8 protein-coding genes are annotated in these 13999 nt (G+C 67.9%); 6 read left to right on the forward strand and 2 right to left on the reverse strand.

Features of this window, described 5'->3' with window-relative positions; all coding sequences use genetic code 11:
- Positions 1–225 precede the first annotated feature (225 nt).
- Together ABZ909_RS16945 and ABZ909_RS16950 are read right to left on the reverse strand one after the other, a co-directional pair.
- Positions 226–1095, reverse strand: coding sequence for an SDR family NAD(P)-dependent oxidoreductase (locus ABZ909_RS16945; RefSeq protein ID WP_357000138.1), 870 nt, complete (start codon positions 1093–1095; stop codon positions 226–228).
- Between the two features lie 30 nt (positions 1096–1125).
- A complete protein-coding gene (locus ABZ909_RS16950) occupies positions 1126–2760 on the reverse strand; it encodes a GMC oxidoreductase (RefSeq protein ID WP_357000140.1) in 1635 nt (544 codons plus the stop codon).
- Positions 2761–2857: 97 nt separating this feature from the next.
- Between ABZ909_RS16950 and ABZ909_RS16955 the strand changes: the two genes are divergently transcribed.
- From ABZ909_RS16955 to ABZ909_RS16980, 6 genes are all read left to right on the forward strand, one after another.
- Entirely contained in the window at positions 2858–4141 is a 1284-nt protein-coding gene (locus ABZ909_RS16955; protein ID WP_357000142.1) for a cytochrome P450, read from the forward strand.
- Between the two features lie 250 nt (positions 4142–4391).
- Complete coding sequence (locus tag ABZ909_RS16960) at positions 4392–6137, forward strand: fatty acyl-AMP ligase (RefSeq protein WP_357000144.1); 1746 nt, start codon at positions 4392–4394, stop codon at positions 6135–6137.
- A gap of 33 nt (positions 6138–6170) precedes the next feature.
- Complete coding sequence (locus ABZ909_RS16965) at positions 6171–6452, forward strand: acyl carrier protein (protein WP_357000147.1); 282 nt, start codon at positions 6171–6173, stop codon at positions 6450–6452.
- A gap of 221 nt (positions 6453–6673) precedes the next feature.
- Complete coding sequence (locus ABZ909_RS16970) at positions 6674–10921, forward strand: aminotransferase class I/II-fold pyridoxal phosphate-dependent enzyme (RefSeq protein WP_357000149.1); 4248 nt, start codon at positions 6674–6676, stop codon at positions 10919–10921.
- On the forward strand, positions 10918–11676 hold the full coding sequence (locus ABZ909_RS16975) for an alpha/beta fold hydrolase (protein WP_357000151.1): 759 nt from the start codon (positions 10918–10920) through the stop codon (positions 11674–11676). The genes ABZ909_RS16970 and ABZ909_RS16975 overlap by 4 nt, the downstream gene beginning before the upstream one ends.
- On the forward strand, positions 11670–13931 hold the full coding sequence (locus ABZ909_RS16980; protein WP_357000154.1) for an MMPL family transporter: 2262 nt from the start codon (positions 11670–11672) through the stop codon (positions 13929–13931). Before ABZ909_RS16975 ends, ABZ909_RS16980 begins: the two co-directional genes overlap by 7 nt.
- The last annotated feature ends 68 nt before the right edge of the window (positions 13932–13999 follow it).

A 13999-nucleotide genomic window follows, 5' to 3' on the forward strand; every position in this document is an offset into this window, starting at 1 on the left:
ATTCCCCGAAGACTTCACCACGAACATGACCATGGTTGAACAGCAACGATTCAGTGAATTCTCGCCTTCGATTCGACGACCGAATCTCTCCTTATTTCCGTATTTGCATCGATCGGCCTTCGAAATTATCCGGTGCGATGCAATGCCTATACATTTGCCATGAGAATGACGCCGAAAAGTGATGGGGACGACACGCCGGCCCGGCCCACAAGCCCGGTCCGCTCTTCAGCGGTCGAACCGGTGTTCCATGAAGCGCTGGACCTGGTCGCGGTGGACCGCGGACCAGGCTTGGACCCGGACTGCCCACCAAGGCGCGACGTCGCGGGGTTTGGCGGTGACGGCGTGCGTGACGAGGTCGGACGCTTCGTCGACGGTCAGGCCGGGCATCCGGCCGAAGTCGGTCGGCGCGCTCATTCTGGTGTGGACCAGTGGCATGTAGACCGAGGTGGTGGTGACATCGTCACCGGCGATTTCGGCGGCGACGCTGCGCAGCCAGACGTCGAAGGCCGCTTTCGAGGCACCGTAGGCCGACCAGCGCGGACTCGGCGGCATGAGCACGCCCCAGGTGGAGACGTTCACGATGTGTCCCTGCCCGCGTGCGCGCATATCGGGCAGCAGAGTCAGCAGCAGCCGCACCGGGCCGAGATAGTTGATGTCGATGGTGCGGGTGAAATCGTGGAAGCGGTCGTAGGACTCGGCGATGGGGCGCCGAATCGACTTTCCCGCGTTGCTGATCACCACATCGATGTGCCCGTACTCGGCCAGCAGCGTCCGGCCGAGCCGGTCGACGGCGTCCGGGTCGGTCAGGTCGGTCGGGTAGGCGTGGGCTGCGCCGCCGGCGGCCGTGATATCGGCGGCCAGCCGCTCCAATTCGGGCCGGGAACGCGCCACCAGCAGCACCACCGCCCCCGCCGCGGCCAGCTTCCGCGCACTGGCCTTGCCGATACCGTGCGAGGCCCCGGTCACCAGTACCACCTTGCCGGCGACGGCCTCCCGTAAGGACTCCTCGGTGGGCCGAAATGTCGGGTACAGCAGCCGGATCGCCACCCGTTCGGCGAGCGACCGCCGACGGTGTGCGACCGGAGTCTCGTCCACAGCTCTCGACTGTATCGCCGGACTGCTCCACTACCCGCCAGAATCGATGATCTGTTCGATATTGCGCTCGGCCAGCGCGCTGATCGTCAACGAAGGGTTCACCGTTCCGGTGCTACCGGGCACCGCCGCCCCGTCCATCACATAGAGGTTCCGGTAGCCACACACCCGGCCGTACTCGTCTGTCGCGCGTCCGATCACTGCGCCGCCCAAGGGATGGGCGGTGAACGACGCGTCCGCATCCAGTCCCGATCGAGCAAATGGCTGATCGCTACCGATCATGGTGCCGTTGACTTCGCGTGCTCGCGCGAGATAACCGGCGGCGCCGTCGGGTGGCCACAGCAGGTCCACGCGCCCATCGGCCGGGTCGCAGACGAACCGGCCGCGGGTGTCGTCGAGCACGAGGCCCAGCGATCCGAGCAGGCCGATGTCGAGCGGCGACGTGCCGGGGATGAACCAGCTCTCCAGCGCCACGGGGGTGCCCTCTTCGTCCAAAATCCGGCTCGCGGAGGGCGCGCCCTGCGTGCCCACGTCGAGCGCGGTGAGGGGCCGGGCCAGGGCGACGTCGCCATTGCTGCCCCAGCCATCGCCGATGTACTCGTTCAGGTTCGGCAGCGTGCCGGTCGCCTGCGCGCGCACCAACAGCTCGGAGGTGCCGAGGGACCCTGCGGCCAGGAACAGCATGTCGCAGGTCAGCGTCCGGCTGCGGAGCACCTCCCCGGTCGGGGCGAGTTTGGTCACGGCGACCGCATAGCGACCCGGCGCTCCCGGCTCCTCGGCGATGGTGTCCACGCGATGGCCCGGGTAGATCCCGGCGCGGCCGGTGTCCTCGGCACAGCGCAGATAGTTCTGGTTCAGATCGAACTTCGCGCCGTTGGAATTGCCGAGGTTCGAACAGCCCACCGTCGCGGACGCCATCGATCGCCCGGCCAGCTCATCGCGGACGACGTCCCACCTCCAGGCGCCGTCGATGGGCTGCGGCGTATATCCGGCCGCGCGGACCTGTTCGTCCCAGGCTCGGGAGTGCGTGAACGCGCAGGAGTTGTAGATGTCGTCCGGTATCGGGCTGGGCTGCAACATCTTTCGGACCCTGGGGTAGTAGACGTCATGCATCTCGCGATAGTCGACAACGCCGCCGAACACCTGATCGAAGAACCGCTGCTCCGGCTCGATCATCACCCCGGTGCACACGACCGAGCCACCGCCTACACACGCCGCGCGCCACACATCGATGCCCGGATAGCTGCGAACATCGAGGACCCCGCCGAACGGATCGACAGCCACCCGGATCCTGTTCGCCCCGGTGAAGGTGGTGCGATGCCAGAAGCCGCGGCCATCCGGAATCGTGTCGACGGCGAAGATGTTGCGCCACGGATCATTCGGCCAGCGCGATCCACGCTCGAGCACTGCGACGTCGATCCCGGACTGTGCCAGGCGCAGCGCGGTGACCGACGCCCCGAACCCTGATCCGACGACGATCGCGGGTACATGATCGGCGGGATCCGGCAGGGGTGCGAAGATCTCCGGCACCAGAGTGCGATAGATCGGCGTCTTCGGGCTCTCGCCGAAATTGTCGGCCCGCGCGACAGACGTGGCCGCGCCGACGCCCGCAAGGCCCAGCATCGCCGCAGCCGCGCCGACGCCCTTGACGAAACAGCGCCTGTCCATGGTGGGCCCCTCGCCTGATCCGAACGTCACTCCATCACCCCCAGCAGCCCATAGCGAATCACTATCATAGGGAGCGGTCGGGAGTGAGAGGTGACAAATGTTGACTCGCACATGGACTCGGTGGCTGCTCATGCACGGCTTCCTGCGGACCTACCTCCGGTGGTCGGCGCGTAGAGGTGAGCCGCTGGGGAATCTCGCCCTCTATCCGGACGGCCTGCTCGGCTCATCGCCGTATATCGAGGAGATCCGGCGGCGGGGCCGGATTCCCCGGATGTCGGGGGTGTACATCACCGCGGATTACGAAATCTGCCGACTCATCCTCCGGGACCGGCGCTTCGGCGTGGTCTCGCCCAGCCATCCAGCCCTGCCGAAGCCGATCCGCTGGATGCTGGCCAAGACCGATCCGGGCCTCCCCAACCTCGGGGAACCGCCCTCGATGCTGGTGACCGATCCGCCGGATCACACCCGGTACCGACGCATGGTCGGGCACGCATTCGGCCCGAAGGCGATCGCGACGCTGGAGGAGCGAGTCGCCGAAGTGGCCGATGACCTGATCGACCGCCTGGAATCGAATCCTCGACCCGATCTGATCGGCGACTTCTCCGCGCAGATGCCCGTCACGATCATCGCCGAAATTCTCGGGCTGCCGCCCGACATGCATTCGACCCTGCTGAAATGGGGAGACTCGGGTGCGCCGCTGCTCGAACGAGGCCTGGCCTGGACCACCTACCGCGACGCCCTCGAGGGCCTGGCGGAGGTCAAAGAGTATTTCGACCAGCACCTGGACAGGCTTGCCGCCGAGCCGCGAGATGACGTGCTCAGCATGCTGGTGGCAACTGACGAATTCACCCGCCGCGAGCAGGTGGCCAATGCAGCCCTGCTACTGGACGCCGGATTCTTGACGACGGTGAACATGCTCGGCAACGGAATCGCCCTGCTGACAAGCCATCCGGACCAGCTGGAACTGCTGGCCGATCAGCCGGAGCTGTGGCGGAACGCAGTCGAGGAAATCCTGCGCTACGACGGTCCCGTGCGGATGACCGGCCGGGTCGCGAACTGTGACGTCGATATCGATCATCAGCGCATCAAATCGGGTTCCCTGGTCCTGCTGTCATTGGCCGGAGCCAACCACGATCCCACGGTCTTCCCCGATCCCCAGCGATTCACTGTCACCAGGGACAACGCCGCGGAACACCTCGCGTTCGGCAGCGGGATACACGGCTGCCTGGGAGCCCGCCTCGCGCGGCTGGAAGGCGCCATCGCACTACGAGCCCTTTTCGAGCGGTACCCGGATCTGCGCCTGGACGGCCCACCGATCCCGCATCCCCTGCGAAACCTGCACGCCTACCGTTCCATGCCCGCCAAGATATCCGCCGACTAGCCACCGCTGACCGGCACGATTCGATCGCCGGCCTGCCGCCGCTGCCGGCGGTTCGGGATGTGCGGCAGGGACCCCTCCAGCGGGAATGCAGCCCCAGGGGGTGAAGGTGATCTCCACCTTTGGTGGCTATTCGGCGCAAGCGCCGGGCCTGATGATTCTTTTCCAAGCAGCGCGACAAATGCCCAGCAAAGACAAATGCCCAGCAAATCTGTCGCACCTGGTACACGAATCAGAGCCCGGGAGTTCACGAATGCAGTCCACCTTCGTCACGCATATTCGCGGTCAGGCCGCTACTTACGGCGACACCCGGCGCTACACGTATCTCCGTGAACAGGGCCGCGAATTGATCGAGCAGTCGGCGAGCTATCGCGAACTCGACCACGATGCCCGGGCGATGGCGGTCTGGCTGTCGCGACGCCCGGAGGCCGACCGGCCGGTGCTGCTGCTGTATCCGCCCGGACTCGAATTCCTGCGGGCCTTTCTCGGCTGCCTGTATGCGGGAGTGATCGCCGTGCCTGCCCCGGTTCCGCACGATGCGCGCAGCATGCAGCGGGTTGCGGGGATATTCGCGGACACCGGGACCGGTCTGGTGCTGACGACCGGTGAATTCCGGGATCCGCTCACCACCTGGGCCCGGGAGGCGGGCGTGCCGGTGTCGGTCGCCGCGACCGACACCGCCGAGCTCGGTGATCCGGAGGCCTGGGCGCTGCCCGAAATCGACGCTGACACAGTCGCATTCCTGCAGTACACCTCCGGTTCCACCAGTGAGCCCAAGGGCGTGGTGGTCACCCACCGCAATCTCGTGCACAACGCGGCCGCCACCAGCGCGGTCCTCGACGCCACCGATACCGACGACACGGTCGGATGGCTGCCGCACTTCCACGACATGGGATTGATCGGCATGCTGCTGCAGCCGATGTACAACGGCGCGAACCTGGTGTTCATGTCACCGATGACGTTCCTCAAGCGACCGGTGACCCTGCTGGAGGCCATCCACCGCTACCGCGCCCACGCCACTGTCGCGCCGAACTTCGCCTACGACCTGATCGCGCGGCGCGTGAGCGACGCGCAGCTGGCGGGGCTCGACCTGTCGTCGCTGCGGGCGGCCCTCGTCGGTGCCGAGCCGATCCGGCCACGGACCCTCGAGGCGGTGATCGAGCGGCTCGGCCCGGCGGGATTCGCCGCCGACGTCTTCGCCCCCGGCTACGGCATGGCCGAGGCGACGCTGATCGGGTCCATCAGCCCGCACGGGCGTCCGCTCGAGTATCTGACCGTCGATCCAGCCCAGCTGGAAGGTCACCGGCTGGTACCGGCCGAGCACGGAACCGGCCTCGTCGGTACCGGGCGAGCAGTAGCGGGAATGGAGATCCGGATCGTGGATCCGCATACGCTGCAGGCGCTGCCCGATGGTCGGGTCGGCGAGATCTGGCTCGCCGGAGACAGTGTGGCACAAGGCTATTGGAACCGGCCGGACGAAACTCGCGAGAAGTTCGGTGCCCGTCTCGCCGGGCAGGGACCCTACCTGCGCACCGGCGACCTCGGCGCGATCCATGACGGCGAGCTCTTCGTGACCGGCCGGCTGAAGGACCTGATCATCGTCAACGGCCGCAATCTGTACCCCCACGACATCGAGGAAGCCGTCCGCGCGGAGCATCCGGCGCTCGCCGACTCGCTGGGAGTCGCACTGGCCGTCGAAACCGGCCGGCAGGAGCGGTTGCTGGTGATCCAGGGCGTGCGGACCACCGCATTGGGCGAATCGACCCCCGCCGAACTGGCAACCCGCATCCGCGCCACCGTGGCCGCGGTGTTCGAGCTGCCGGCGCCGAATGTGGTGCTGGTGGAGCACCGCAGCGTGCACCGCACGACCAGCGGCAAGGTACAGCGCGGCTCCATGCGAGCGGCCTTCTTCGACAACACGATCGGTTCGGTGCTGCACGAACAGATCGAACCGTCCGTCCAGCGGATGCGCACCCGCGTGCCGACCACCCTCGGCTGATCCGACAGCCGAAACCGTAAGGGGATCACCACAATGCACACGCGCACGGCTGCCGGCGAGGCAGCGTCGATCATCGAGTGGCTGGTCGAGCGGGTCGCCGGCTATCTGGACCAGCCCGAGTACAGCGTCGATATCAGGCTGCCGCTGGCCGAACTCGGCCTGGACTCCGTGTCCGCGGTGAGCCTCTGCGGCGAGGTCGAGGACGAGTGGGATCTCGAGCTCGACGCCACCGTCGTGTTCGACTATCCGACGATCGCCGAACTGGCCGGATTCATCGCGAACGAGGCCGCCCTGCACCGTGAGTCGGCGGCATGAGCGGTCAAGGCTCGGAGGCGGTAGCGCAGCGTAACCACGCAGAGCCGCCGCACATGCCCGATGGACACAGCATGAGCGGTCAAGGCTCGGAGGCGGTAGCGCAGCGTAACCACGCAGAGCCGCCGCACATGCCTGACGGACACAGCATGAGCGGTCAAGGCTCGGAGGCGGCAGCGCAGCGTAACCACGCAGAGCCACCGCACATGCGCAATGGACACAGCATGACCGATATCGCGATCGTCGGCCTCGACTGCCGGTTCCCGCAGGCGCCGAATGCCGAAGCGTTGTGGGAGTTGCTGATGGCCGGCGCGGACGCCGTCACCGAGGTGCCCGAACAGCGCTGGCGGGCAGGCGAATTCCACGATCCGGCGGGCGGACCGGGATCGGTCAACAACCGCAGCGGCGGATTCCTTTCCGATGCCGACGCATTCGACCACGAGTTCTTCGGCATCGCTCCGCGCGAGGCGCAGGCGATGGATCCGCAGCAGCGGCTACTGCTGCAGGCCGCGTGGCGGGCGTTCGAGGACGCCACCCTCGACCCCCGCCGCCAGTCCGGGACCGATACCGGTGTCTTCGTCGGCGTCATGGCCAACGAGTGGGCGACCGTGCACATGCGCGACCACGCGCGTATCACGCCCCAAATGGGTTCGGGCAACGGCTATTTCATGACCGCGAATCGGATCTCCTATCAGCTGGACCTGAAGGGCCCGAGTCTGGCCATCGACACCGCCTGCTCGTCCTCGCTGGTCGCGGTGCACCAGGCGTGTGTGGCGCTGTCGGCGGGGGAATGCGGCCAGGCCCTCGCCGCCGGGGTGAACATCGCCGTCACACCCGCGCTCAACGTCTTCTACACCCAGGCCGGACTCTCGGCCCCGGACGGGCGGTGCAAGCCGTTCAGCGGCAAGGCCGACGGCATCGGCCGCGGAGAGGGTGTCGCGGTGGTGGTGCTGCGACGGCTCGCCGACGCCCTGGCCGAGGGTCTGCCGATCCACGCGGTGATCAAGGGCAGCGCGGTGAACAACGACGGGCGCAGCAACGGCATCACCGCGCCCAATCGCTGGGCACAGCAACAGGTGATCGCCGAGGCGTACCGGCGGGCCGGCGTGCTCCCGGAGCAGGTCGCCTTCGTCGAAGCGCACGGCACGGGAACGGTTCTCGGCGACATGATCGAGGCCAAGGCGCTGGGCGCGGTGCACGCGGTCGAGCGGGCGCAGCCGTGCGCGATCGGGTCGATCAAGGGCAACCTCGGCCACACCGAGGGCGCGGCCGGCATCGCGGGCCTGATCAAGGTGGCGCTCAGCCTGCGTCACCGCGTCGTCCCGCCCACCAGGTTCGCCGCCGACGAGAATCCGCGGCTGCGGCTGGCCCGGCACGGCCTGCGACTGCTGCACGAGCCGATGCCGTTGCCGGACGGCCCGATTCACGGCGCCGTCAGCAGCTTCGGTATGGGCGGGACCAATGCGCACATGCTGCTGGCCGGCGCTCCCGCGACCAGGATTCCACCGGCGACCGACGGCGGCGGCGTGCTCACCGTCTCCTCGAACGATCGGGATGGCCTGCGGCGCAACGCCGCCCGGCTCGCCGAGCACATCGACCACGATCCCGCCGCCCTGAGTCGACTGTGCTGGTCGAGCAATCTCGTGAAGTCCTCCGGTCGGCATCGGCTGGCTTTCGCGGTCGGTGACCGGGCGGAGGCGGTGTCGGCGCTGCGGGCGTTCGCCTCGGGCACGGCGCCCGATTCCGGTGTCGCGCAGCCATTGTCGATCGGCTGGCTGTTCACCGGCCAGGGCTCGCAGTATCCCGGTATGTCGCGCGCGCTGCACGAGCACAGTCACGCCTACCGGCGGGCGCTCGCGGAGGTGGACGCACAGCTGGCGCCGCACCTGCACCGCTCGGTGGCCGAACTACTGCTCGGCGGAAGCGAACTCGTGCACCGGACCGAGTTCGCCCAGCCGGCGATCTTCGCGGTCGAGTTCGCACTGGCCCGGGTGCTCACCGACCTCGGCATCGAGCCGGCGTGGCTGCTCGGCCACAGCGTCGGCGAATACGCGGTCGCCGCGGTCGCCGGAGTCTTCGACCTGGATGACGCGTGCCGGCTGATCTGCGCCCGCGGCCGGCTCATGCAGCAGCTGCCCGACGGTGGAACGATGCTCGCGGTCCGCGGCACGACCTCCGAACTGGCCGAGCTGATCGCACCCGAGCCCCGTGTCGCGGTGGCCGCGGTGAACGGCCCGCGGGAACTGGTGCTGTCCGGCGCCGCGGATGGCATCGGACGGATCGGCGCGGTGCTCACCGACCTCGGGATCACCGCCCGCCCGCTCACCGTCTCGCACGGATTCCACTCGCCGCTGATGCAGCCGATGCTCGACGCCTTCGCCGAGGTGGCGGGCGAATGCCACTACCGCCACCCCGAAATCCCGATCTATTCGACCGTGCGCGGACGCCTGCTCGACGCCGACGAGCCGATGGACGCCGCCTACTGGGTGGAACACGTCGAGGCCACGGTGCGGTTCGCCGATGCCACGGCAGCCGCGCTGCGGGCCGAGCCCACCCACCTCGTGGAAGTCGGTCCCCGGCGCACGCTGGCCCCGCTGGTCGGCCGCGCTCACGCCGAGCTCGACCTGCCGATCCAGGTGCCCTGCCCCGGGCCGGATGCGACCGGGAACGAGCTCGCCTCGACGGTCGCGGCACTGTATCGCGACGGTCTGAACCCGGACTGGGACGTCCTCTACGAGCCCGCCGCCCGGGTGCGGCACCGCATCGGCGGCTACGAGTTCGCCACCACCCACCGCTTCTGGACCCAGGTCGACGCCCCCGCACCCAGCACCGAAACACCCACTCCGACAACCGGACACACCACGGAAGCCACCATGGATCACCTGATCGAGCTCTTCCGGGAGCAGGCCGCCGTCCTCGCGGCCGCGGCCCGGAACACGTCGTCCACACCGGAAATGCGGACGCAGCCCATCACCGCGGAGCAGGGTCGCGACATTTCCGCGGCGGTCCGCGCCGAAGTCGCTCGGGTCAGCGGGTTTCCGGCACACCGGGTGAGTACCATCCAAACCCTGGGCGACGACCTGGGATTCGACTCGATCATGATCGCGGATCTGTTCGGCGGCCTCGCCAGGAAGTTCCCGGGACTTGTCGTCGAACCGAATTGGTACACCCCCGCAACAACTCTCGGCGATGTGGTCGCACTCGTCGCGCGTCACCGCGGAGAGCAATACCTCCCCGAACCCGTCGCCGAACCACGACCGGCCGTCGAACCCCAGCATCGCATCGCGGATTTTCCCGAGGTCCAGGCGATCTCGGAGCGCATCGCGCTGGCCGAGTCCCTGGGCATGTCCAACCCCTACTTCCTCGTCAACGACGGGGTCACCCGGGACACGTCGGTGATCGAAGGCCGTGAGGTGCTGAACTTCTCCAGCTACAACTACCTCGGCCTGTCGGGACATCCCGCCGTCGTGTCGGCGGTCCAGGATGCGGTCGCGCGGTACGGCAGCTCGTGCTCGGCCAGTCGGCTGCTCTCCGGCGAGAAACCGATTCACGCCGAACTCGAGCGGGAACTCGCCACCCTGCTGGGCACCGAGGATGCGCTCGCGATGGTCAGCGGCCACGCCACCAATGTGACGGTGATCGGGCACATCGTCGGGGAGGGCGACCTGATCGTGCACGACAGCCTGGCGCACGACAGTATTCTGCAGGGCTGCAAGCTCTCCGGCGCCACCCGGCGGCCGTTCCCGCACAACGACCACGACGCACTAGACCGAATGCTGACCGACATTCGGCATCAGTACCGCCGAGTGCTCATCGTGATCGAGGGCGTGTACAGCCAGGACGGTGACATCCCGGATCTACCCGCGCTCATCGCGGTGAAGAAGAAGCACCGCGCGCTGCTCATGATCGACGAGGCGCACAGCATCGGGGTGCTCGGTGCGACCGGCGCCGGCATCGGCGAGCATTCCGGCGTCGACCGTGCCGATGTGGAGCTGTGGTCGGGCACCATGTCGAAGGCGCTCGCCGGGTGCGGTGGGTACGTGGCGGGCAGCCGCGAACTCATTCGTTTCCTCAAATACACCACCCCCGGATTCATATACAGCGTCGGCATCACCCCGCCCAACGCCGCGGCATCGCTGGCGGCGATTCGGCAGCTGCGGGCCCGGCCCGTACTGCTCGAACAGCTACGGACCCGGTCGGAGCTGTTCCTGCAATTGGCCAGGAATGCCGGCATGAACACCGGCGACAGTTTCGCCACGCCCGTGATCCCGTGCATCGTCGGTGATTCGATGCAGACGCTGGCATTGTCGAATGCGTTGCTGCGGCGCGGAATCAACGTCAATCCGATCCTGTATCCGGCCGTGCCCGAGAACCTGGCCCGGCTGCGGTTCTTCGTCACGGTGTGCCACACCGAGGAGCAGATCCGGCACACGGTGCGGGTGCTGACGGAGGAACTGGCCGCGTTGCGATGACCCGCTACCTGATTCGGCCCGCCGACGAGCAGGGCCTGAGATTGTTCTGTTTCCACCACGCCGGCGGCGGCACCGCGCTGTTCCACGGATGGCAGCGCGCGCTGCACCCGCACGCGACGGTGTGGCCGGTGCTGCTCCCCGGCCGCGAGCACCGCGCCGGGGAGGCCCGCTTCACCGACATCGAGGCACTGCTCGCGGAGCTCGACGACCAGCTGGACGGGTTCCTCACCGAACCGCACCTGTTCTTCGGGCACAGCATGGGCGCCCTCATCGCCTACCGATTGGCCTGCCGCCGCCATCACGGGAGGCGCACTTCTCCTCGGGCGCTGCTGCTGTCCGGGTGCGCCGCTCCCCCACTGCCGATGGCGTCGGCGCTGACCGACGCGCTCGACGACGCGACACTGATCCGGCTGCTCACCGACCTCGGCGGGCTGCCCGCAGAACTGCTCGAATTTCCTGCGCTACTGGGCGATCTGCTCGCGACGATCCGTGACGACCTGCGCCTCTGCGCGAGCGACCACCGGGACGCCGAGCCACCGTTGCCGTGCCCGATCCACGTCTTCGGGGGCAACGCCGATCCGCTGGCCGGCGAACTCGATCTGGCCGCCTGGGTGGGGTGCACCACCGACCTCCACGACGTGCGGATTCTTCCCGGCGATCACTTCTACCTCACCGAACAGAAGGAACTTCTGTTCCGGCACCTACGGCAACTGCTGCGCCGATACACCCGATCCGAAGCGAGGCTGCCATGTTGAGACGCCTCGCCACCGCCACCGTCGCACACCCCCGGCTGGTCCTCGCCCTCACCACCGTCGTCCTCGTGCTCGCGGGCCTGATGGGGGCCGGGGTGTCCCAGCATCTGAAGGTCGGCGGATTCGACGATCCGCACTCGGAGTCCGTCCATGTCCAGGATGTCCTCGACACCCGGTTCGGCGGCTCCCCCGATCTGATCCTGCAGGTGACCGCGCGCGACGGCGATGTCGGCAGCCCCGAAGTGGCAACGGCCGCACAGCGATTGACGCAGCAGATCGCTGCCGAACCGGACGTGGCGGTCGTGGGCTCGTACTGGTCCACCGGGACGCCGGAGCTGCGCAGCGCGGACGGTCGTTCCGGATTGGTGTTGCTGCACCCGAACGGCAGCCCGGAAGCGGCGGCCCGGATCACCCAGCGAATCGTCGACGACCTGCCCGCCCATGACCCCGTGATCGAGGTGCGGGCCGGTGGCAAGCTCGGCCTGACCAATGACATCGAGAGTCGGGTGCACCGCGATCTGGTCGTCTCCGAATCGATCGCACTGCCCGCGACTCTGCTCCTGCTGATCGTGGTGTTCGGCGGTGTGATGGCCGCGCTGCTGCCGCTGTCGGTGGGCGTCGTCTCGATCGTGTCCACCACCGGGGTGCTCTTCTGGCTGGCCCATGTCACCGAGGTGTCGGTGTATGCGCTGACCGTCGCCACCGCCTTCGGTCTCGGGCTCGCAATCGATTTCGGCCTGCTGACGGTGTCGAGATTCCGTGAGGAGCGACAACGCGGTCACGAGCCGGAACAGGCTGTCGTGGAAGCTGTCACGACGGCCGGGCGCACGATCCTCTTCAGCGCGGCCACCGTCACCGTCGCCATGGCCGGAATGCTGGTGTTTCCAACCTCTTTCCTGCGGTCGGTCGGTATCGCCGCCATCGTGGTGGTGCTGCTGGCCGCGCTGGCCGCGGTCATCGTGCTGCCGGCCCTGATGAGCCTGCTCGGGTCCCGCGTCGATGCCCTGGCATTGCGCCGCCGCCGGGATCGGCTCGCGCAGCCGTCGCGATTCTGGCGGCGCACCGCGATGGCCGTCACGCGCCGGCCGCTGCGGGCCGCGCTCGGAGTCATGGCGCTGCTGCTCCTCATGGGAATCCCGTTCGCGCACGCACAGTTCGCGACCTCGGACGAGCGGGCGCTGCCCGCCGACTCCGCGGCCCGGCAGGTCACGACATCGATCCGCAACGACTATCCGACGGACATGTCCGACGCCGTGACCGTGCTGTCCGATCACGACCCGCAAGCGCTCGAACCGCTCGCCCGGCAGATCTCGACCATGGACGGCGTCCTCCACGTCGATGGCGTCTTCGGCCGGTACGAGGGTGGAGTACTGGTGCCCGCACCCGGGCCGACTGCAACCCGATTCCTTTCTGGTACAACCGGATTCGTAGAGGTACAGCCATCGACAAGCATCCAGAGCCCCGCTTCGCAGGCTTTGGTGCGCGCGATTCGCGCACTACCGGGGGACCATTCGGTGGGCGGGCCGACGGCGTCGCTGATCGACAGCCGCGCGGCCATCACCTCTCGGCTCGCACCGGCGCTGGCGATCATGGCGGCCGCGACACTGGTGTTGCTGTTCCTGTTCACCGGGAGCATCGTGGTGCCCATCAAGGCGCTGGTACTGAACATCTTCATGCTCTCGGCCGTGCTGGGCGCCATGGTCTGGGTGTTCCAGGACGGTCACCTGGCCGGGCTGCTCGGCTTCACCCCGGCACCGCTCAACATTGCCATGGTGGTGCTGCTGTGCTGCATCGCGTTCAGCCTCTCGGTGGACTACGAGATCTTTCTGCTAGGGCGCATCAAGGAGGCACACGACGCCGGCGCGGACACCACAGCCGCCACCATCGAGGGCCTCGGCCGCGTCGGCCGCATCGTCAGCAGCGCGGCGGCCCTGCTCACCGTGACACTGCTGTCGTTCGCGACCGGCCTGTCGTTCATGCGGATGTTCGGTATCGGCACCGCACTGGCCGTCCTCGTCGACGCCACCTTGATCCGCGGCGTGCTGGTGCCGGCCTTCATGCGGATAGCCGGCGACCTGAACTGGTGGGCGCCAAAACCGTTGCGCCGGCTGCACACCCGCATCGGATTCAAGGAATCCTCGACGGTCCCGAGCCGACCGGTGCTGACACCGGTGGTTGTCGAACCGATCGCCGGCGACCACAGTTCGTCGAGCGCCGATACAGTGACAGGTTCGATCGCAGAACAACTGGCGGGATGATCAACGCTTCGCGCGGCGCCCGGTTGGCAGAGGTCGTGCGGCCACACTCCTGACGAGCCCACTGCCAC

The organism is Nocardia sp. NPDC046763 (assembly GCF_040645495.1).
In the GTDB taxonomy this organism is placed as follows: Bacteria; Actinomycetota; Actinomycetes; order Mycobacteriales; family Mycobacteriaceae; genus Nocardia.

Bases quoted from the DNA above. Each gene is read 5' to 3' on its own strand.
- ABZ909_RS16950 (WP_357000140.1), bottom strand. From the start codon at position 2,760: ATGGACAGGCGCTGTTTCGTCAAGGGCGTCGGCGCGGCTGCGGCGATG.
- ABZ909_RS16955 (WP_357000142.1), top strand. From the start codon at position 2,858: ATGTTGACTCGCACATGGACTCGGTGGCTGCTCATGCACGGCTTCCTG.
- ABZ909_RS16960 (WP_357000144.1), top strand. From the start codon at position 4,392: ATGCAGTCCACCTTCGTCACGCATATTCGCGGTCAGGCCGCTACTTAC.
- ABZ909_RS16965 (WP_357000147.1), top strand. From the start codon at position 6,171: ATGCACACGCGCACGGCTGCCGGCGAGGCAGCGTCGATCATCGAGTGG.
- ABZ909_RS16970 (WP_357000149.1), top strand. From the start codon at position 6,674: ATGACCGATATCGCGATCGTCGGCCTCGACTGCCGGTTCCCGCAGGCG.
- ABZ909_RS16975 (WP_357000151.1), top strand. From the start codon at position 10,918: ATGACCCGCTACCTGATTCGGCCCGCCGACGAGCAGGGCCTGAGATTG.
- ABZ909_RS16980 (WP_357000154.1), top strand. From the start codon at position 11,670: ATGTTGAGACGCCTCGCCACCGCCACCGTCGCACACCCCCGGCTGGTC.